Annotated in this window: 17 protein-coding genes, 1 tRNA gene and 1 pseudogene; 8 read left to right on the forward strand and 11 right to left on the reverse strand. The window is 73.0% G+C overall.

The annotated features are described in order from the left end of the window. Position 1 precedes the first annotated feature (1 nt). The 3 genes from IAG42_RS17970 to IAG42_RS17980 form a co-directional block, all read right to left on the reverse strand. Positions 2-1,543, reverse strand: coding sequence for a Stp1/IreP family PP2C-type Ser/Thr phosphatase (locus tag IAG42_RS17970; protein WP_223206049.1), 1,542 nt, complete (start codon positions 1,541-1,543; stop codon positions 2-4). Between the two features lie 131 nt (positions 1,544-1,674). Next, positions 1,675-2,190, reverse strand: coding sequence for an FHA domain-containing protein FhaB/FipA (locus IAG42_RS17975; protein ID WP_188337997.1), 516 nt, complete (start codon positions 2,188-2,190; stop codon positions 1,675-1,677). A 10-nt stretch (positions 2,191-2,200) separates the two neighbouring features. Beyond that, on the reverse strand, positions 2,201-3,052 hold the full coding sequence (locus tag IAG42_RS17980) for an FhaA domain-containing protein (RefSeq protein ID WP_188337998.1): 852 nt from the start codon (positions 3,050-3,052) through the stop codon (positions 2,201-2,203). Between the two features lie 391 nt (positions 3,053-3,443). Between IAG42_RS17980 and IAG42_RS17985 the strand changes: the two genes are divergently transcribed. Next, a tRNA-Leu gene (locus IAG42_RS17985) sits at positions 3,444-3,527 on the forward strand. 210 nt (positions 3,528-3,737) lie between these two features. On the opposite strand, the gene IAG42_RS17990 is transcribed toward IAG42_RS17985, so the two are convergent. Beyond that, positions 3,738-4,391, reverse strand: a complete 654-nt coding sequence (locus tag IAG42_RS17990; RefSeq protein WP_188337999.1) for an FMN-dependent NADH-azoreductase — start codon at positions 4,389-4,391, stop codon at positions 3,738-3,740. Positions 4,392-4,520: 129 nt separating this feature from the next. Between IAG42_RS17990 and IAG42_RS17995 the strand changes: the two genes are divergently transcribed. The 4 genes and pseudogenes from IAG42_RS17995 to IAG42_RS18010 all read left to right on the forward strand — a co-directional run bounded on the left by IAG42_RS17995 (position 4,521) and on the right by IAG42_RS18010 (position 8,063). Beyond that, on the forward strand, positions 4,521-4,910 hold the full coding sequence (locus IAG42_RS17995) for a winged helix-turn-helix transcriptional regulator (protein WP_188338000.1): 390 nt from the start codon (positions 4,521-4,523) through the stop codon (positions 4,908-4,910). 223 nt (positions 4,911-5,133) lie between these two features. Further along, positions 5,134-6,646 (forward strand): annotated as a pseudogene (locus IAG42_RS18000) (DUF2252 domain-containing protein). A gap of 33 nt (positions 6,647-6,679) precedes the next feature. Beyond that, positions 6,680-7,684: a J domain-containing protein gene (locus IAG42_RS18005; RefSeq protein WP_188338001.1), complete on the forward strand. Its 1,005-nt coding sequence runs from the start codon at positions 6,680-6,682 to the stop codon at positions 7,682-7,684. 31 nt (positions 7,685-7,715) lie between these two features. After that, the gene (locus tag IAG42_RS18010) at positions 7,716-8,063 is read left to right on the forward strand and encodes a rhodanese-like domain-containing protein (RefSeq protein ID WP_188338002.1); all 348 of its coding nucleotides are present in this window, start codon (positions 7,716-7,718) and stop codon (positions 8,061-8,063) included. 164 nt (positions 8,064-8,227) lie between these two features. On the opposite strand, the gene IAG42_RS18015 is transcribed toward IAG42_RS18010, so the two are convergent. The 6 genes from IAG42_RS18015 to paaA all read right to left on the reverse strand — a co-directional run bounded on the left by IAG42_RS18015 (position 8,228) and on the right by paaA (position 13,295). After that, a complete protein-coding gene (locus tag IAG42_RS18015) occupies positions 8,228-9,394 on the reverse strand; it encodes an acyl-CoA dehydrogenase family protein (RefSeq protein WP_188338003.1) in 1,167 nt (388 codons plus the stop codon). A 191-nt stretch (positions 9,395-9,585) separates the two neighbouring features. Beyond that, entirely contained in the window at positions 9,586-10,683 is a 1,098-nt protein-coding gene (gene paaE / locus IAG42_RS18020; RefSeq protein ID WP_188338004.1) for a 1,2-phenylacetyl-CoA epoxidase subunit PaaE, read from the reverse strand. Then, positions 10,683-11,237: a 1,2-phenylacetyl-CoA epoxidase subunit PaaD gene (gene paaD, locus IAG42_RS18025; RefSeq protein WP_188338005.1), complete on the reverse strand. Its 555-nt coding sequence runs from the start codon at positions 11,235-11,237 to the stop codon at positions 10,683-10,685. The genes paaE and paaD overlap by 1 nt, the downstream gene beginning before the upstream one ends. Then, positions 11,231-11,971 carry a 1,2-phenylacetyl-CoA epoxidase subunit PaaC gene (paaC, locus tag IAG42_RS18030; RefSeq protein WP_223206050.1) on the reverse strand — a complete coding sequence of 247 codons (741 nt, stop codon included), beginning with the start codon at positions 11,969-11,971 and terminating at the stop codon, positions 11,231-11,233. Before paaC ends, paaD begins: the two co-directional genes overlap by 7 nt. Then, the gene (gene paaB / locus IAG42_RS18035; protein WP_188338006.1) at positions 11,968-12,282 is read right to left on the reverse strand and encodes a 1,2-phenylacetyl-CoA epoxidase subunit PaaB; all 315 of its coding nucleotides are present in this window, start codon (positions 12,280-12,282) and stop codon (positions 11,968-11,970) included. Before paaB ends, paaC begins: the two co-directional genes overlap by 4 nt. Continuing rightward, entirely contained in the window at positions 12,279-13,295 is a 1,017-nt protein-coding gene (gene paaA / locus IAG42_RS18040; RefSeq protein ID WP_188338007.1) for a 1,2-phenylacetyl-CoA epoxidase subunit PaaA, read from the reverse strand. Before paaA ends, paaB begins: the two co-directional genes overlap by 4 nt. Positions 13,296-13,579: 284 nt before the next feature. On the opposite strand from paaA, the gene IAG42_RS18045 reads away from it, so the two are divergent. The 3 genes from IAG42_RS18045 to IAG42_RS18055 are packed head-to-tail and all read left to right on the forward strand — an operon-like array spanning position 13,580 to position 16,393. Next, positions 13,580-14,344 (forward strand): DUF5819 family protein, encoded by a 765-nt coding sequence (locus tag IAG42_RS18045; protein WP_188338008.1) that lies wholly within the window; start codon positions 13,580-13,582, stop codon positions 14,342-14,344. Continuing rightward, complete coding sequence (locus tag IAG42_RS18050) at positions 14,341-15,567, forward strand: HTTM domain-containing protein (protein ID WP_188338009.1); 1,227 nt, start codon at positions 14,341-14,343, stop codon at positions 15,565-15,567. Before IAG42_RS18045 ends, IAG42_RS18050 begins: the two co-directional genes overlap by 4 nt. 10 nt (positions 15,568-15,577) lie before the next feature. Beyond that, positions 15,578-16,393, forward strand: coding sequence for a TrmH family RNA methyltransferase (locus tag IAG42_RS18055; RefSeq protein WP_188338010.1), 816 nt, complete (start codon positions 15,578-15,580; stop codon positions 16,391-16,393). Positions 16,394-16,566: 173 nt separating this feature from the next. Here the strand turns inward: IAG42_RS18055 and paaN are convergent, their stop codons facing one another. Then, entirely contained in the window at positions 16,567-18,282 is a 1,716-nt protein-coding gene (gene paaN, locus IAG42_RS18060) for a phenylacetic acid degradation protein PaaN (RefSeq protein ID WP_188338011.1), read from the reverse strand. Between the last annotated feature and the right edge of the window lies 1 nt (position 18,283).

Below are 18,283 nucleotides of genomic sequence, written 5' to 3' on the forward strand. Positions count from 1 at the left end.
TCTACTGCTGTGCGCACGCCTTGGCCAGCTGCTGCTCTTCCTCGGAGAGAGTGGGGCCAGGGGTGGGCTTGGGAGATTGCGATGACTTGGCCTTGCCGGACGGCGACTGCGACGGGCCGGGCGAGGGCGCCTTGCGGAACGAGGCCTTGGACGCGGTGCCGCCCGAGGTCGTGCCGCCCGCTTCGCCCTCACCGGACTTCGCGTTGCTCTCGCTCTCGGCCTGCTGCCGCTCGGCCTGCTTCTTGCACGCGGTGGCCTGCGCCGACAGCTCGACGATCTTGTCCTGCGCGGCCGCCAGGTCGCCTTCGGCGATGGTCGACTCGACCTGCTTGCGCTGGTAGGGCGGCAGGTACTTGAGTTCGATCTCCGGGTGGTCCTTCTCGACCGCGGACAGGCTCACCCAGGCGAGGTCCTGATTGATGCCGCGGTAGAGCGCCACGTGCTCGTCGTTCGAGCCGACGAAGTACTGGGTCTGCGTCCAGCGGTAGCCGCCGTACAGGCCGCCGCCGATGACCGCGAGCGCCAGCACCGAGTACAGCGAGCGCTTGAGCCACTTCCGGCCGCGCCGCGGCTTCACGAAGTCCTCGTCCGCGTACGCGCCGAAGCCCCCCTCGGGCGCGTAGCCGACGTTGTCGCCGCTGCCGGGCGGGCCGAACTCGCCGCCGCCCCCGCCCTGTCCGGGCGCGGGCCTGCCGAGTCCCGCGGCCCGTCCGGCCGGGGTCTCCATGGCGCCGCCGTCGTGCGGCTGGTGCTGGTTCTCCGCGACCGCGCCGACGATGACCGGGGCGTCCGAGAGCTGTCCCGCGAGGGTGTCGCCGCTGTCGATGTCGAGGACGTCGGCGACGATCACCGTGATGTTGTCGGGGCCGCCGCCGCGCAGCGCCAGCTGGATCAGGTCCTGGACCGTCTCCTGCGGGCCCTGGTAGCTGGCGAGCGTCTCCTCCATCGTCTGGTGCGAGACGACGCCGGACAGGCCGTCCGAGCAGATCAGGTAGCGGTCGCCCGCGCGCACCTCGCGGATCGAGAGATCCGGCTCGACGTGGTCGCCGGAGCCCAGCGCACGCATCAGCAGCGAGCGCTGCGGGTGCGTGGTGGCCTCCTCCTCGGTGATGCGGCCCTCGTCGACGAGGCGCTGCACCCACGTGTGGTCCTGCGTGATCTGGGTCAGCACGCCGTCGCGCAGCAGGTAGGCGCGCGAGTCGCCGACGTGCACGAGGCCGAGCCGCTGGCCGGTCCACAGCAGGGCGGTCAGGGTGGTGCCCATGCCCTCGAGCTGGGGGTCCTCCTCGACCATCATGCGCAGCTGGTCGTTGGCCCGCTGCACGGCGGTGCCGAGCGAGGTCAGGATGTCCGACCCCGGCACGTCGTCGTCGAGCGCGACGATCGTGGAGATCACCTCGGAGCTGGCCACCTCACCGGCGGCCTGGCCCCCCATGCCGTCGGCGATCGCGAGCAGCCGGGGACCGGCGTAACCGGAGTCCTCGTTGCCCTCGCGGATCATTCCTTTGTGCGATCCGGCGGCGAAGCGCAGTGACAGACTCATGCGCACCTCGCCCGTCGGCTCCGGGTACATCCGCACGGTGCCCACCCTCCGGTCGGGAGCGCGCCGAAGTCCCCCGCGGGGACTGCCGCGCCGGCTCGCTCGCTCCGCTCGCGCTCATTCATGACGTAGCACTACTTCCGCAGCTCGATGACGGTCTTGCCGATGCGGATCGGCGCGCCCAGCGGGATCGGCTGGGGCGTCGTGAGGCGGGTCCGGTCGAGATACGTGCCGTTGGTGGACCCGAGATCCTCGACGATCCACTGGCCGTCCCGGTCCGGGTAGATCCTGGCGTGCCTGCTCGACGCGTAGTCGTCGTCCAGCACGATCGTGCTGTCGTGCGCGCGGCCCAGCGTGATGGTCTGCCCCTGCAGCGCCACCGTGGTGCCCGTGAGGGTGCCCTCGGAGACGACCAGCTTGGTCGGGGCGCCGCGGCGCTGGCGGCCGCCGCCCGACTGCTGCTGGCGCTGCTGCGGGGGCGCGGCCTGGCGGGCGGCCTGCTGCGCGCGCCCGCTCTCACGACGTGCGCCGCGCTGTGTGACACGCGTGCCGAACAGGTCGCTGCGGATGACCTGGACGGCCACGATCACGAACAGCCACAGAACGGCCAGGAAACCCAGCCGCATGACCGTCAGGGTCAGCTCTGACATTGCCCCCGCTTCACCCTTCGGCTTGCCGGTAAACGATGGTGGTGGAGCCCACGACGATCCGCGAGCCGTCGCGGAGCGTAGCGCGGGTGGTGTGCTGCCCGTCCACCACGATCCCGTTGGTGGATCCCAGATCCTGGATCGTCGAGGGCGTTCCGGTCCGGATCTCGCAGTGCCGGCGCGATACGCCGGGGTCGTCGATCCGCACGTCGGCCTCGGTGGAACGGCCGAGCACGAGGGTGGGGCGGGAGATCTGGTGCCGCGTGCCGTTGATCTCGATCCAGTGCCGCGTACGGGAGCCCGGCATCGGGCCCGCGCCGGGGCGCTGCGCCGCGGCGGCGGGCCCCGAGGGGGCGTGCGCCGGGCGGCCGGGAGGCGGTGCGGACGGCATCGGCGGCGCGGCGGCGGGCGGGTACCCGTAGCCGCCGGGCGCCTGGGCGGGCCGGGGTGCGGCACCGGGGTGCTGCGGCTCCGGCCGGTCCTGGCTGGTGGACGAGGCGAGGGTGCGGCTGCGCACGCGGTACAGACCCGTGTCCAGGTCGTCCGCCTTCTCCAGATGGACCTTGATGGGGCCCATGAAGGTGTAGCGCTGCTGCTTCGCGTAGTCGCGGACCATGCCGGACAGCTCGTCCCCGAGCTGGCCCGAGTAAGGGGCCAGTCGCTCGTAGTCGGGCGCGCTCAGCTCGACGATGAAGTCGTTGGGGACGACCGTCCGGTCCCTGTTCCAGATCGTCGCGTTGTTGTCGCACTCGCGCTGGAGGGCGCCGGCGATCTCGACGGGCTGGACCTCGGACTTGAAGACCTTGGCGAAGGTGCCGTTGACCAGCCCCTCGAGGCGTTGCTCGAACTTCTTCAGGACTCCCATGGGGCACCTCCTCCTTCGTAGCCGTCCTGCTTGTCGCTGTTGCCTTGCTCGCTCGTGCTGCCTACTTGGTACTGCTTACTGATCGTATCCACGCGTCGGGAAATCGGCTGGTTCCCCCTGTCCGCCCGGTCGATGAGTGTCGACGCTCACAGCCCCTGCCACGCCCCCGTCCACAGGGATCGTAGAGGGGGTCTCGGGACAGTGTCCCGTACGCGGCTGTGGAACCGGTCGGCCCGGACGTGACTCGTGGGCCGTCGCCGGCCGACGTGACCCGTGACCGCGGGTGCCCGCCGGAAACGGATGTGAATCCACCCTCCGCAGCGTGCTAATCTTCTGCATGTCGGAAGGCGCCGCGGCCCGAAAGGGAGCGGAGCCGGAGGACACACCCAATGCGCGGGTGGCGGAATAGGCAGACGCGCTGGATTCAGGTTCCAGTGCCCGCAAGGGCGTGGGGGTTCAACTCCCCCCTCGCGCACACAGCCGAGACGGGCTCATCGTGAAGACGATGGGCCCGTTTCGCGTTTCCGGGTGGCGTCGGCGTGGATGAACTCCGGCGGATCCGGCGCCTGTAGATGTGTCCTGTCTCACGTCGCGCTGTCGTGCGGTGTGAGACGGCGCAGAGCCCCGCGGACCGGGAAGGTCCGCGGGGCTCTGTCGTGCCGGTCCGTCGTGCCGGCGGCCGGGGTCAGGCGGCGTGCCGGGCGGCCGTCTCCTTGCCCTTGCGCTGGGCGTCCAGGAGGGCCTTCTCGCGGGAGGCCTCGAAGAGCGGGACGAGCTCGGCCATCGCCGGGTTCTGCGGGGCCATCGTCAGCTCCGGGACGATGAAGTCGAGGTCCAGGGCGAGGGTGTCGCGCAGCACGGCCTCCAGGTAGTTCTGCACGTACTCCATGCCCTCGCGCGGGGTGCCCGGCGCGTACGAGCCGCCGCGGCTGGCGACGACCGTGACCGGGGTGCCCTTGGCGGCCGGGGCCTCCACACCTGCGGTGCGGCCGAACAGGATCACGTTGTCGAGCCAGGCCTTCAGGGTCGACGGGATCGAGTAGTTGTACATCGGGGCGCCGATCAGGATGGCGTCCGCCCGCTCCAGCTCCTCGATGAGCTTCACGCGCTCGGCGAAGGCCGCCGCCTGCTCGGGGGTGTGCGCGGACGGATCGGAGAAGCCGGCCAGGTGGGCGTGGGCGCTCAGGTGCGGGACCGGGTTCGTGTCCAGGTCGCGGTAGACGACCGTGCCCTCGGGGTGCTGCTCCTGCCAGGCGTTGCGGAAGGCGTCCGTGACCGTGCGCGAGGAGGACGCGGCGCCGGGGAGGAGGGAGGAGTCGATGTGCAGAAGCGTGGCCATGGGGTCTCTCCCGGAGGTGAGGGTGGCGCAGCCGCGCCGTGAAGCGTGCTGCAGATGAGTATGTAGCTATTGATAACACAGGTACTTACTTTTTTTCATCCCCGTACGGGAACGCAGTACGCTGGGCGCATGGCCGGAAACGGGGAAGTCGCGGGAGTCGGGGCGCGGGCGGCCGTGCCCGGGGCGTGTTCGACGGTCGGCATCGGGATGACGCGGGTCTTCGCGCTGCTCGGAAAGCGCTGGACCGGGCTGGTCGTGGCCGTCCTCATGGAGGGGCCCGTGCACTTCTCGGATCTGCGCCGGGCCATCCCGGGGATCAGCGAGCGGATGCTCTCGGACCGGCTGACCGAGCTGGGGGGCGCGGGACTCGTCGTGCGGGAGGTCGACGCGGGGCCGCCGCTGCGGGTCGCCTACCGGCTGACCGAGGCCGGTGAGGCGTTGCAGCCGGCGCTGCGGGAGCTGGGGGACTGGGCCGAGCGGTATCTCGGGGTGCCCGAAGGGAAGGGTTGCTCGGAGTAGCGGCTTCGGGAGGCCCGGGGGCGCGGGCCGGGGCCTGGAGTCCGGGGGCTCGTTCTTCGCGGACTCGGGGGTGCCTGCTCCGGGGTTTCGGGGGCTTGTTCTCCCGGCTCGGGTGAGGGGCTTGTGCACAGGCCGTGGGTTTTCCACAGGCTCTGACGGGGATTTTCGCGCGGCGGTACGGTCGTGACCGATCAGAGTTCACAGGCAGCTGCCGGGCTGGGCGATGTGCCCGTCGGAGCGATGTACGGGGGAGGCGGTCTGCGTGGGCGGATCCGGGGACACGGTGGCGGCGGTGCCGCGGCAGGGCGACGGGCCGGACTCCGGCGCGGCCAGGAGGCTGCCGCGGGTGCCGGGGTTCGCACGGTTCGGCGGCGTCGGTGGCGAGGCGGCCGCGGTGGGCACGCCCAAGGAGGCCGGGAAGGCGCTGCGGCGCGGTGTGCCCCGGTCCTCGCACGCGGACTTCGCCCCGGACGCGGGCCGGCCGGACGCCGTCGCCGCCGTCGAGGAGTCGGGGCGGGGCCGGATACCCGAGCTGACCCCGCTGCGGGTCGGGCGGATGGTCGCGACCCCCTTCGCCTTCCTGCGCGGTTCGGCCGGCCTCATGGCGTACGACCTGGCGCGCACGCCGGTCACCGGCATCGGCGCGCAGATCTGCGGCGACGCCCACGCGGCGAACTTCGGCCTGTACGGGGACGCGCGCGGCGGACTGGTCATCGACCTGAACGACTTCGACGAGACCGTGCACGGCCCCTGGGAGTGGGACGTGAAGCGGCTCGCCACGTCCCTGGTGCTCGCCGGGCGAGAGGCCGGCGCCGACGAGGACACCTGCCGCAAGGCCGCCCACGACAGCGTCGGCGCCTACCGCCGCACGATGCGGCTGCTGGCGAGGCTGCCGGCGCTGGACGCCTGGAACGCGATCGCGGACGAGGAGCTCGTCTCCCACACCGACGCCCACGACCTGCTCGGCACCCTGGAGCGCGTCTCGGAGAAGGCGCGGAACAACACCAGTGGCCGCTTCGCCGCGAAGTCGACGGTGGAGGTGCCGGGCGGCGGGCGGCGGTTCGTGGACGCGCCGCCGGTGCTGCGCTCGGTCCCGGACGCCGAGGCCGCGTCCGTCGCCGCCGCGCTCGGCCCCTATCTGGAGACGCTGTCCGAGGACCGGCTGCCGCTGCTGGGGCGGTACGCGATCCACGACGTGGCGTTCCGCGTGGTCGGCACGGGCAGCGTCGGCACACGCTCGTACGTGGTGCTGCTGCTCGATCACCGGGGCGAGCCGCTGGTGCTGCAGGTGAAGGAGGCGCGGCCGTCCGTGCTGCTCCCGCATCTGCCGGCCGTCGGCTTCGCGGCGCCGGAGGCCGGGCACGAGGGACAGCGGGTGGTGCTCGGGCAGAAGCGGATGCAGGTGGTCAGCGACATGCTGCTCGGCTGGACGACGGTGGACGGACGGCCGTTCCAGGTGCGGCAGTTCAGGAACCGGAAGGGGGAGCGTGGACCCGGCCGCGCTCGCCGCCGACCAGGTCGACGACTACGCGCGGATGACCGGCGCGCTGCTCGCCCGCGCCCATGCGCACAGCGCGGACCCGCGGCTGGTCGCCGGCTACTGCGGCAAGAACGAGGAGCTGGACGAGGCCGTGGCGGCCTTCGCCGTGGCGTACGCGGACCGGACCGAGACTGATCACGGGGAGCTGGTGCGGGCCGTGCGCGAGGGGCGGACCGCGGCGGAGACCGGGGTGTGAGGCCCTGGCCAGGACAGGGCCTAGGCTGGACGGGTGACGACCCCGGAGAGCGACGTGGCAGAGCAGCAGGCGGAGGGGCGGCCCACGGACGGGCAGCCCGCGGGCGGCTCGGCCGAGCAGGCTCAGGACCGAAGCGAGGCGGCTCAGGACGGAGCCGGGCAGGCTCAGGAGCACGGCGAGCAGGAGCACGGCGAGCAGGCTCAGGGACGCGGTGAGCGGGCTCAGGAGCATGGCGGTGCGGCTTCCGGTGAGCAGGCCGGGGAGCGGCCCGAGGAGCGGCTCGAGCGGGCCGTGCGGGCCGCCGAGCAGGCGCTGATCGAGTTCGAGATCGCGGTGGAGACCTTCCGGGTCGAGGTGGAGAACTTCTCCCGGCTCCACCACCAGAAGCTCGGGCCGATGTACACGCGCCTCGACGAGCTGGAGGCCCTGATCGCCGAGGCGACCGCGGCCCGTACCGGTGACCCCGAGGACCGGGCGAAGGCCGAGGAGGCGCGGGCCCGGGTCATGCCGATGCCGGGGGTCGAGGAGCTGTTCCACGGCTGGATGGACGGGGACGGGCTGTTCCCCGAGGCCGTCGCCATGCTGACCGATCAGCCGGTGCGGCCGCCGCAGCGGGTGCGGCCGAGCGAGGAGGCCCGCAAGCTCTACCGCGAGCTGGCCCGCAAGGCGCATCCGGACCTGGCCCAGGAGGAGACGGAGCGGGCCCGGCGCGACGAGTTCATCGCGCGGGTCAACGCGGCGTACGGCCGGGGCGACGAGGCGCTGCTGCGCGAGCTCGCCGAGGAATGGGCCGCGGGGCCGGTGCCGCCGGAGCGGGAGCCGTCGCCGAGCGAGGAGCTCTACGCCCGCCTGGAGTGGCTGGCGCAGCGCAAGGAGCTGCTCACGGTCGTGGCCCGGGAGCTGGAGGAGAGCGCGATCGGCTCGATGCTGCGGATGGCGCCCGACGACCCGGACACCCTGCTCGACGAGATCGCCGAGCAGCTGCTCGCGCAGGTCGCGGAGCGCGAGGCGGAGCTGCGGCGGCTCACCTCGGCCTGAGCCCGTTTCCTCTTCGGGTAGCGTCGTACGCATGGTTTTCGGTTCTGGTGTGCCCACGGTCGCGGTCGACGAGCTCTCCGAGGGGGACTTCCTCCTCGATGTCCGTGAGGACGACGAATGGCGGGCGGGGCACGCCGAGGCGGCGCTGCACATCCCGATGAGCGAGTTCGTCGCCCGGTTCGGTGAGCTGACGGAGGCGGCGCCCCAGGACGGGCGGGTCAACGTGGTCTGCAAGGTCGGCGGCCGGTCCGCCCAGGTGACCGCCTACCTCGTGCAGCAGGGCATCGACGCGGTGAACGTGGCCGGTGGCATGGAGGCCTGGGCCGCGGCGGGGCGTCCCGTCGTGGACGGCGAGGGCAAGCCGGGCGCGGTGCTCTGACCTTTCCCGCGCGCGGTCGCCTCCTGGTTCTTGCGGTCGCTTCTCGATTCTTGCGGTCGGTCCTGTGACGCAGACCGACTGAGGGCCCCGGTTTTCGCCGGGGCCCTTCTGCGTGCCGGGCGCGGGTGCCGGCGTGCGGATGCGGTGCGGGCGCGGGTGGGGTCTCAGCCGAGGGGGTGGGCGGCCAGGAGGTCGCCCAGTGCCTCCTCGTGCGCGGCGGCCGGGCCGAGCGAGAGCTCCAGGTGCTTGGCCCAGGCGTGATAGCGGTGCAGCGGGTAGTCGGTGTCCGCGCCGAAGCCGCCGTGCAGGTGCTGGGCGGTCTGCACGATGCGGCGCACGCCCTCGGAGGCCCAGGTCTTGGCGACCGCCACGTCACCGGCCACGGGCAGCGCGCCCCCGGCCCCGCTGCTGATGCGCCAGGCGGCCTGCCACAGGGTGGCCTCCATGGCACGCAGGTCGATGTACCGGTCGGCGGCCTGCACGGCGACGGCCTGGAACGTGGCGATGGGGTGGCCGAACTGCTCGCGCTTGCCCGCGTAGTCGCTGGTCATCCGGAGCGCTCCGGTGCCGAGGCCGAGGGCGAGGGCGCAGGTGCCGGTGGCGAGGAGATCGTGCAGCCGGGGCCAGGCCTCGGGGGCCTCGATCATGTCCCGGGCCGCGACGCGTACGCCGTCCAGGCGGAGCTCGGCGAGGCGTTCGCCGGTGGTGGATACCTGCTCGTCGAAGGTGAGGCCCGGTGTCCGCGTGCCGGGCCCGGGGAGGACCGCGATCAGGGGAGTGCCCTCGCCGGTGTGCGCCGGGACGAGGATCCGGTCGGCGTTGAACGCCCAGGGCACCGCCGTCTGCACCCCGTCCAGGATCCAGTTTGCCGGCCCGTCGGCCTGATCCCCGGAGCCCTCCTGCCGTGCGGTGACCGCGAGTTCGGCAGGGTCGTGGCCGGTGCGGCCGGCCGAGGCGACGGTCAGCACGAGCTCGCCGCGCCCCGCGCCGGGCAGCAGCTCCTGCCGCAACTCCGCGCTGCCGTGGGCCTGTACGGCCGTGGCGGCCGCGCTGTGCTCGAGCAGCGGCAGCCGGGCCAGGACCTGCGCCGACTCGCGCAGCACCAGACACAGCGCCACGGCGTCGAGCCCGGCCCCGCCGTGCTCGGGCGCGATCACCAGGCTCAGCAGATCGGCGCCCGCGGCCTTGGCCCACAGGGCGCGGTCGAAGTCCTCGGCCACGGCCCCCGGAGTCAGCGAGGGGCTGGGCACCCCGTCCGGAGCGACCGGTGCGAACACCGCCTTCGCCGCCTCGGCGGCCGCCTCTTGCTCCTCGGAGAAGGTGAAGTCCACCGGCTGTCCCTCCCGTGCCTGCCCCGGCGGCTCTGCCTCGATCCGCCGGGCCGTAGCGGAATCTGACGGAGCGTCAAGATAGAACAGGTTCTATGAGAAGGGAACAGGAGGCGGGAGGAACAGGACGAGGGGCGCCGGGGTGGCCGAGGAGCGGGCGCCGGGGTGGCCGAAGGGCCGCGCGGCGCCCGGACTCAGCGGTCGAAGTCGAGCTCCACCTTCTCCGTGGTCGGGTGGGACTGGCAGGCCAGCACATATCCCGCCTCGGTCTCCTCGGGCTCCAGCGCGAAGTTCCGGTCCATCCGGACGGACCCCGCGACGAGGAACGCGCGGCAGGTCCCGCAGACGCCGCCCTTGCAGGCGTAGGGCGCGTCCGGCCGGTTGCGCAGAACCGTGTCCAGGAGGGACTCGCCGTCCTGGACGGGCCAGCTGCCCGCGCGGCCGTCGAGCTGCGCGGTGACCGTGGCGTGGGCGGGTGCCCCGGCCGCCGAACCGGGCCGGGCGGCGCCCTGGGCGTCGTCCACGTGGAAGATCTCCTCGTGGACGCGGTCGCGCCGCACGCCGAGGTCCCGCAGCGTCCGCTCGGCGCTCTGCACGAGCCCGTAAGGGCCGCACAGGAACCAGCCTGAGACCCGCTCGACCGGCAGCAGCGCCGGCAGCAGGGCCGACAGGCGCTCCTGGTCGAGGCGGCCCGAGGCGAGACCGGCCTGCTGCTCCTCCCGGGACAGTACGGTGACCAGCTGGAACCGGTCCGGGTAGCGGTCCTTCAGGTCGGCGACCTCCTCCAGGAACATCGTCGACGCGGTGGTGCGGTCGCTGCGGATCAGGCAGAACCGGGCCTCGGGCTCGCGCGCCAGCAGCGTCGCCGCGATGGAGAGCACCGGGGTGATCCCGCTGCCGCCGACCACCGCCGCGTAGTGCCCCGGCGCCGGGTCGAGGACGAAGCGCCCGGCCGGCGTCATCACCTCGACCTCGTCGCCCACGCCGATCTCCTTGTGGGCGTACGTGGAGAAGGCGCCGCCGTCGACCATGCGCACACCGACGCGCAGCGTGTCCGGTGCCGTGCCGGCCGGGGCGGGGGAGCAGATCGAGTACGTGCGGCGGATCTCGGCGCCCTCGGTCGTGCCGTCCGCGGTGCGGCGCAGGGCGAGGTGCTGGCCGGGGGTGAAGCGGTACGCCTCGCGCAGTTCGCTCGGCACCGCGAAGGTCAGGGCCACCGAGTCGTCGGTGAGCCGGTCGACCGCGGTGACCCGGAGCCGGTGGAAGCGGGCCCTTCCCGCTCCTTGTGCCATCACAGCTCCTTGAAGTGGTCGAAGGGTTCGCGGCAGGCCAGGCAGCGGCGCAGGGCCTTGCAGGCGGTGGACGAGAAGCGGCTGAGCAGCTCGGTGTCGGTCGAGCCGCAGTGCGGGCAGGCGAGCGGCTCCTCGGCCGGTGCGTCCGCGCCGGTGCGGCGGGTCGGGCTCAGCGTCAGGGCGACGGGCCCGGCGGGGGCGCGGGTGGTGCGGGGCGGCGCGATGCCGAACTCCCGGAGCTTGCGGCGGCCTTCGGGCGTGATGTCGTCCGTGGACCAGGCGGGGCTGAGCACCGGGCGGACGGTGACCTCGGGGATCCCGTGCTCGTGCAGCACCCGCTCGATGTCGGCGGACATCGCCTCGATCGCGGGGCACCCCGTGTACGTGGGGCTGAGCTCCACCTCGACGCGGCCGGGCCCCAGGCTGTGCACGGCGCGCAGCACGCCGAGCTCCGTGAGGCTCAGCACGGGCAGCTCGGGGTCGGGCACGGAGCCCGCGAGCCGGCGCAGCTCCGCCTCCAGCGGGGTCTCCTGCTCGCGGGCGAGGGTCACCATGACGCCCCCGGGTGACTGCGGTGCAGGTGCTGCATCTCGGCGAGCATCCGCCCGAAGGACTCGGTGTGCAGGCCCTGGCGTCCGGCACCGGCGCTCCAGGCACCGGTCTGCGGGCCCGCGGGCACGGCCAGCCCGGCGCGGCCGAGCACGTCCGTGACCCGCGCCGTCCACGTCTCCTGGATCTTCTGCCAGTCGACCGGCAGTGCGGGCACGGGCTGGAACAGCTCGCCGGTGAAGCGCCACAGGGCGTCGACCGCGCGCTGCATGCGGGCGTGGCTCTCGTCGGTGCCGTCGCCCAGGCGCAGCGTCCACTGCTCGGCGTGGTCCTGGTGGTAGGCGACTTCCTTGACCGCCTTGGCGGCCAGCGGCGCGAACGGGGAGTCCGTCGCGGCCAGTTGTGTGTGGAGCAGCAGCTGGTACGTGGAGAAGAAGAGCTGGCGGGCGATCGTGTGCGCGAAGTCGCCGTTGGGCTGCTCGACCAGCTGGGTGTTGCGGAAGGCGCGCTCCTCGCGGAGGTAGGCCAGCTCGTCCTCGTCGCCGGCCATGCTCAGCAGGACGCGGGCCTGGCCGAGCAGGTCGAGCGCGATGTTCGCGAGGGCGACCTCCTCCTCCAGGACAGGGGCGTGGCCCGCCCACTCCCCCAGGCGGTGCGAGAGCACCAGGGCGTCGTCGCCGAGGGCGAGGGCGGCGGCCGCGGTGTCGGTCAGCCGCTGCGTCTCAGGGGCCTGCGTCACAGGTGCTTCACCCCTTCCGGGATCTCGTAGAACGTCGGGTGGCGGTACGGCTTGTCGGCCGCGGGCTCGAAGAAGGGGTCCTTCTCGTCCGGCGAGGAGGCGGTGATCGCGGCGGACGGCACGACCCACAGGGAGACGCCCTCGCCGCGGCGGGTGTACAGGTCCCGCGCGTTGCGCAGCGCCAGCTCGGCGTCCGGGGCGTGCAGGCTGCCCGCGTGGGTGTGGGACAGGCCGCGGCGGGAGCGCACGAAGACCTCCCACAGGGGCCATTCCGTGCGGCCCTGTGCCTCGGGGGTGGGGGTCTCGCTCATGCCGCCCTGCCTTCGTGTGTCGTGGCCTTCGTGGAGTGCTTGGCCGCGTGGGCCGCGGCGGCCTCGCGCACCCAGGCGCCCTCCTCGTGGGCGCGCCGGCGCTGGGTGATGCGCTGCTCGTTGCACGGCCCGTTGCCCTTCAGGACCTCCTTGAACTCCGTCCAGTCGATCGGACCGAAGTCGTGGTGGCCCCGCTCCTCGTTCCACCGCAGCTCGGGGTCGGGGAGGGTGAGGCCGAGGGACTCGGCCTGGGGGACGCAGATGTCGACGAAGCGCTGGCGCAGCTCGTCGTTCGAGTGGCGCTTGATCTTCCACACCATGGACTGCGCGGAGTGCGCCGACTCGTCGTCCGGCGGGCCGAACATCATCAGCGAGGGCCACCACCAGCGGTCCACCGCGTCCTGCGCCATCGCGTGCTGGGCCTCGGTGCCCCGGCTCAGGGCGAGCAGCAGCTCGTACCCCTGGCGCTGGTGGAAGGACTCCTCCTTGCAGACACGGACCATCGCGCGGGCGTAGGGCCCGTAGGAGCAGCGGCACAGCGGCACCTGGTTCGTGATCGCGGCGCCGTCCACCAGCCAGCCGATGGCGCCGACGTCAGCCCAGGTCAGCGTCGGGTAGTTGAAGATCGAGGAGTACTTCTGGCGGCCGCTGTGGAGCTTGTCGAGCAGCTCGTCGCGGCTGGTGCCGAGGGTCTCGGCGGCGCTGTAGAGGTACAGGCCGTGGCCCGCCTCGTCCTGGACCTTGGCCATGAGGATGGCCTTGCGGCGCAGGGAGGGGGCGCGGGTGATCCAGTTCGCCTCCGGCTGCATGCCGATGATCTCGGAGTGCGCGTGCTGGGCGATCTGGCGCACCAGCGTCGCGCGGTAGGCGTCGGGCATCCAGTCGCGGGGCTCGATGCGCTCGTCGGCCGCCACCGCCGCGTCGAAGACGGCCTGGAAGCCGGCCTCGCCGAGGTCGGCGGCCTGGTCCGGCCGCGTCCCGGCTGCCTGATGTTGCGGGGCTGCTGTCGCCATTCCCGATCCCCTCGACCTTGGGTCCCGACGGGGCCGGGGGCTCCGTCAGCTCCCGACCGATCGTTCGGTTCGTCGAGTTCAATGGTGGGACCCGGCGCCGTAGGGTGTCAACCCTGAACAGCCCGCCTGTGGACAAGTCCGGTCTGCACCGTCCCTTCACCTGTGGAAAACCGCGGTCGACTGTGTTTGGCGCTCGCTCCCCAGTACGGTTCCGATGCGCCGCGGGGACACGGCGGGCCGGGGGAACGGCCAGGGGAACAGGGAATCGGGATCGGGGAGCACCGATGGACACGGAAGCAACGGCGGCGGACGAGGGCGTCCGGCCCGATCCGGAGCCTGAGCCGCGGCCGAACCCGCCCGGCCGTGCCGGCATCGCGGGCCTCGCCCCCGGCTACCAGCTGACGGCCGCGCTGGCCCTGGCGGCGATCGCGCTCGTCACCGGCCTGCACGTCCTCATGGTGTTCCTGCACGTCGCGCCGTCGAACACGCTGAGCAAGCAGTACGGCCGCGACGTCGACGACTGGGTCTATCCCGAGTTCGAGCAGAACTGGAAGCTGTTCGCCCCGAACCCGCTCCAGCAGAACGTCGCGGTGCAGGCCCGCGGCGAGGTGCGCACCCGCGACGGGGACACGCGGCAGACCCGCTGGTACGACCTGTCCGCCGCGGACGGCGCCGCCATCGACGGCAACCTGCTGCCCAGCCACACCCAGCAGAACGAACTGCGCCGCGCCTGGGACGTCTACGGGTCGACGCACGACGCGCAGAACCGTCCCACCGGACTGCGCGGCACCCTGTCCGAGCGCTATCTGCGCCGCATCCTCGTGCTGCGCCTGGACCGGCTCGGCGTGACGGAGAAGGGCGAGACCCTCGAACGCGTCCAGGTGCGTTCGCGGTCCGTCACCATCGAGCCGCCGAAGTGGAGCACTGAGAAGGTGAACCGGAAGCCGTTCTACCGAGAGATCCCCTGGTGGTCGGTGACCGCGTACGACGCTCCGCTCGACACCGGCGCCCGGGTGCGCGTGCAGGGACCGGCCGGTGAGGCCCGATGACCCGCCTCGCCCGCTTCGGCGCACAGCTCTACGCCGCCCTCCAGAAGATCACCGCGTCCCCGCTCGCCCCGTACCAGAGCGCCGTGATCCGGATCGGGTTCGCCTCGACCTGGCTGCTGTTCCTGCTGCGCGAGTACCCGCACCGGCGGGAGCTCTACGGTCCCGACGGGCCGTGGAGCTGGGACCTGGCGCAGCAGCTCATCAGCGAGAACCACGCGTTCAGCGTGCTGATGTGGTCCGACGGGCGCGCCTGGTTCGAGCTCGTCTACGCGGCGGCCGTCCTGGCCTCGCTCCTGCTGGCCCTCGGCTGGCGCACCCGCACCATGTCGGTCCTGTTCATGATCGGCGTGCTCTCGCTGCAGAACCGCAGCGTCTTCGTGGGCGACGGCGGGGACAACGTCATCCACCTCATGTCGATCTACCTCGTCCTCACGCGCTGCGGCCAGGTGTGGTCGCTGGACGCGCGGCGGGCGGCACGCGCGCGGAGCGGCCTGCCCCGGCCGGACCGCGCCGGGCCCGTCCTGTGGTGGGTGGCCGGCCTGGCGCTCGCGGCGATCACGTTCACCGGGGACGTCCGCACCGGCTGGCTGCTCGTCTTCTGGTCGCTGTGGGCCGTCCACGGCGTGTGGTGGTTCCTGAACCTGCGCGCCCCGGACGGCGACCCGCGCCTGCTGTGCGACGTCGTCGCCAACCTGGCGCACAACGCCGCCCTGCTGGTGATCATGATCGAGGCGTGCCTGATCTACGCCACCGCGGGCTGGTACAAGATCCAGGGCAGCCGCTGGCAGGACGGCAGCGCCGTCTACTACCCGCTGCACCTGGACTACTTCTCACCCTGGCCCGCCCTGGGCGACCTGCTGACCTCGTACGGCCCGATGGTGCTGCTCGTGACGTACGGGACGGTCGCCGTGCAGGTCGCCTTCCCGTTCACCGTGTTCAACCGGCGGGTCAAGAACGTCCTGCTCGTGCTCATGATCACCGAGCACCTGGCGATCGCCGTCGTGCTCGGGCTGCCGTTCTTCTCGCTCGCGATGATCGCCGCCGACGCGGTCTTCCTGCCGACACCCTTCCTGAAGTGGCTGGGCGGGCGGGTGGCACGCGCGCGTGAGCGCGTTTTCCCCGGCACGCGCGCGGAGGGCGGGCCCGAGGTGCCCGGGCCGCGTCCGGCGGACGGGGGGCAGGGGGCCGCGGACGTGTCCGGGGTGCCGGTCACCCGCACGTAGGCTTCCCGGCATGAGCGGGGCGAACGGGACACAGGCGGCGCGGGGCGCACACGGCGGGCGGGAACAGGACGCGGTGCGGGTCTGGCGGCAGCACGCCCAGGAGGCCGTGCTGCTGGACGGCTTCCACGCCCTCAAGCACGCGCTGCGCTTCGGCGCGGACGTGCCCGTGGCGCTCGCCGTCGACCGGGCCGCCGCGCTCGCCCTCGCCGCCGATCTCGCCCCCGACGTCGCCCCCGGACTGGCCGCGCGTCTGGTCGAGGTGCCGGACGACGTGCTGCGCGCGCTCGTGCCGCGGCTGCACCCCACCGGGGTCGCCGCGCTCGCGGGCCGCCCCGCGGTGGCGGAGCGGCTCGGCGCCCTGCACCGCACGGACCGTACGACCCCGGTCGTCGTCCTCGACCAGCCGCGCAACCTCGGCAACGCGGGCGCCGTCATCCGGCTCGCCGCCGGCTACGGGGCCGCGGGAGTCGTCACGACGGGCAGCCTCGACCCCTGGCACCCCACGGTCGTGCGGGGCGGGGCCGGGCTGCACTTCGCGACCGCCGTGGCGCGCCTGGACGTCGGAGAGCTGCCCGCGGGGCCGCTGTACGCGCTCGACCCCGAGGGCGCCGACATCCGCGGCCTGGAGCTGCCCGACGACGCGCTGCTCGCCTTCGGCTCGGAGCGCAGCGGCCTGACGCCCGAACTGCGCGAGCGCGCCGACCACCTCGTCTCCCTGCCGATGCGGCCCCAGGTCTCCAGCTACAACCTGGCGACCAGCGTCGGCATGACCCTCTTCCACTGGAGCACGCACAGCCCGCACGCGCCCCGGGCGGACCGGGGCTAGGTCCTGTCTGGAGTTCCCCGTCTGCGCCCCGACGCCCGGCACGCACCCTCGCCGCACGGTGTCCCAGGACAGGTGGCTCCGCCACATGTCCTGGGACGCCGCACACCGAGGGCACGCACCGACCGCCGCTGCGCCCGCGCTCCGCGCGGACGACGGGGAACTCCAGACAGGACCTAGGAGGCGACGGCCTCCCGGCGGACCTCCACCACGCGGAAGCGGTTCGACACGAAGGCGCCGTCGCACAGGGCCGCGTTCGCCGCCGGGTTGCCGCCCGAGCCGTGGAAGTCGGAGAACGCCGCCGTCTGGTTCACGTACACCCCGCCCGTCAGGTTGAGCGAGAGCTGGGCGCACTCCTCCAGGCAGACCTCCTCGACGGCGCCGGCCACCTCCTCGGAGGTCGTGTACGCGCCGACGGTCATCGCGCCCTGGTCGCGGACCGTGCGCCGCAGCAGGTCGAGGGCGTCGGCCGTGGAGTCGACGGCCACCGCGAAGGAGACCGGGCCGAAGCACTCGCTCATGTAGGCCGCCTCGGTGTCGGCGGTCTCCCAGAACTTGCGCGCGCCGTCGAGCTTCACCATCGCGGGCGTGCGCACCACGGCGTCCGGGAAGTCCGGGTTGGCGACCTCGCGGGAGGGCAGCGCCACCTCGCCCAGGGAGGCGGCCGCGTCCAGGCGGGCCTTCACGTCCGGGTTGACCAGGGCGCCCAGCAGCGCGTTCGCCCGCGCGTCGTCTCCGAGGAGGCCGCCGACCGAGCGCGCGAGGTCGGCCACGACCTCGTCGTACGTCTTCGGGCCCTCGTCGGTGGAGATGCCCTCACGGGGGATCAGCAGGTTCTGCGGGGTGGTGCACATCTGGCCGCTGTACAGGGAGAGCGAGAACGCGAGGTTCGACAGCATGCCCTTGTAGGAGTCGGTCGAGTCGATGACGACCGTGTTGACCCCCGCCTTCTCCGTGTAGACCTGCGCCTGGCGGGCGTGGGTCTCCAGCCAGTCGCCGAACTCGGTGGAGCCCGTGTAGTCGATGATCTTGATCTCGGGGCGGACGGCGAGCGTCTTGGCGATGCCCTCGCCGGGGCGCTCGGCGGCCAGCGCCACCAGGTTCGGGTCGAAGCCGGCCTCGGCGAGGACGTCCCGCGCGACCTGGACGGTCAGCGCGAGCGGCAGCACCGCGCGCGGGTGCGGCTTGACCAGGACCGCGTTCCCCGTCGCCAGGGAGGCGAACAGGCCCGGGTAGCCGTTCCACGTCGGGAACGTGTTGCACCCGATCATCAGCGCGATGCCGCGGCCGACCGGGGTGAACGACTTGGTGAGCAGCAGCGGGTCGCGCTTGCCCTGCGGCTTGGACCACTCCGCCGCGTCCGGCGTGCGGACCTGCTCCGCGTACGCGTAGGCCACCGCCTCCAGGCCGCGGTCCTGCGCGTGCGGGCCGCCCGCCTGGAACGCCATCATGAAGGCCTGGCCGCTGGTGTGCATGACCGCGTGCCCGAACTCCATGGTGCGGGCGCTGATCCGGGCCAGGATCTCCAGACAGACCGCCGCGCGCAGCTCCGCGCCCGCCTCGCGCCAGGCCCGCAGACCCGCGCGCATGGCGGGCAGCAGCACGTCGATGTCCGCGTGCGGGTACGTGACGCCCAGCTCTACGCCGTACGGGGAGACCTCCCCGCCCACGAAGTCGTCCGTGCCGGGCTGGCCCAGGTCGAGGCGGGTGCCGAGCAGGGCGTCGAAGGCGGCCTTGCCCTCGGCCATGCTCAGGCTCCCGTTCTCCCCGTACGCCTTCGGGTGCTCCGGGTGCGGGGACCAGTACGCGCGCGTGCTGATGGCTTCCAGCGTCCGGTCGAGCGTCGGCCGGTGCTCGGCGATCAGGTCGTGCGCGGTGCGTTCGGCGGCCATG

The organism is Streptomyces xanthii (assembly GCF_014621695.1).
Lineage (GTDB): Bacteria > Actinomycetota > Actinomycetes > Streptomycetales > Streptomycetaceae > Streptomyces > Streptomyces xanthii.

Coding starts and splice junctions, on each gene's coding strand:
- IAG42_RS17970 (WP_223206049.1), bottom strand. CDS start 1,543: ATGAGTCTGTCACTGCGCTTCGCCGCCGGATCGCACAAAGGAATGATC.
- IAG42_RS17975 (WP_188337997.1), bottom strand. CDS start 2,190: ATGTCAGAGCTGACCCTGACGGTCATGCGGCTGGGTTTCCTGGCCGTT.
- IAG42_RS17980 (WP_188337998.1), bottom strand. CDS start 3,052: ATGGGAGTCCTGAAGAAGTTCGAGCAACGCCTCGAGGGGCTGGTCAAC.
- IAG42_RS17990 (WP_188337999.1), bottom strand. CDS start 4,391: ATGGCCACGCTTCTGCACATCGACTCCTCCCTCCTCCCCGGCGCCGCG.
- IAG42_RS17995 (WP_188338000.1), top strand. CDS start 4,521: ATGGCCGGAAACGGGGAAGTCGCGGGAGTCGGGGCGCGGGCGGCCGTG.
- IAG42_RS18010 (WP_188338002.1), top strand. CDS start 7,716: ATGGTTTTCGGTTCTGGTGTGCCCACGGTCGCGGTCGACGAGCTCTCC.
- paaE (WP_188338004.1), bottom strand. CDS start 10,683: ATGGCACAAGGAGCGGGAAGGGCCCGCTTCCACCGGCTCCGGGTCACC.
- paaD (WP_188338005.1), bottom strand. CDS start 11,237: ATGGTGACCCTCGCCCGCGAGCAGGAGACCCCGCTGGAGGCGGAGCTG.
- paaB (WP_188338006.1), bottom strand. CDS start 12,282: ATGAGCGAGACCCCCACCCCCGAGGCACAGGGCCGCACGGAATGGCCC.
- paaA (WP_188338007.1), bottom strand. CDS start 13,295: ATGGCGACAGCAGCCCCGCAACATCAGGCAGCCGGGACGCGGCCGGAC.
- IAG42_RS18045 (WP_188338008.1), top strand. CDS start 13,580: ATGGACACGGAAGCAACGGCGGCGGACGAGGGCGTCCGGCCCGATCCG.
- IAG42_RS18050 (WP_188338009.1), top strand. CDS start 14,341: ATGACCCGCCTCGCCCGCTTCGGCGCACAGCTCTACGCCGCCCTCCAG.
- IAG42_RS18055 (WP_188338010.1), top strand. CDS start 15,578: ATGAGCGGGGCGAACGGGACACAGGCGGCGCGGGGCGCACACGGCGGG.
- paaN (WP_188338011.1), bottom strand. CDS start 18,282: ATGGCCGCCGAACGCACCGCGCACGACCTGATCGCCGAGCACCGGCCG.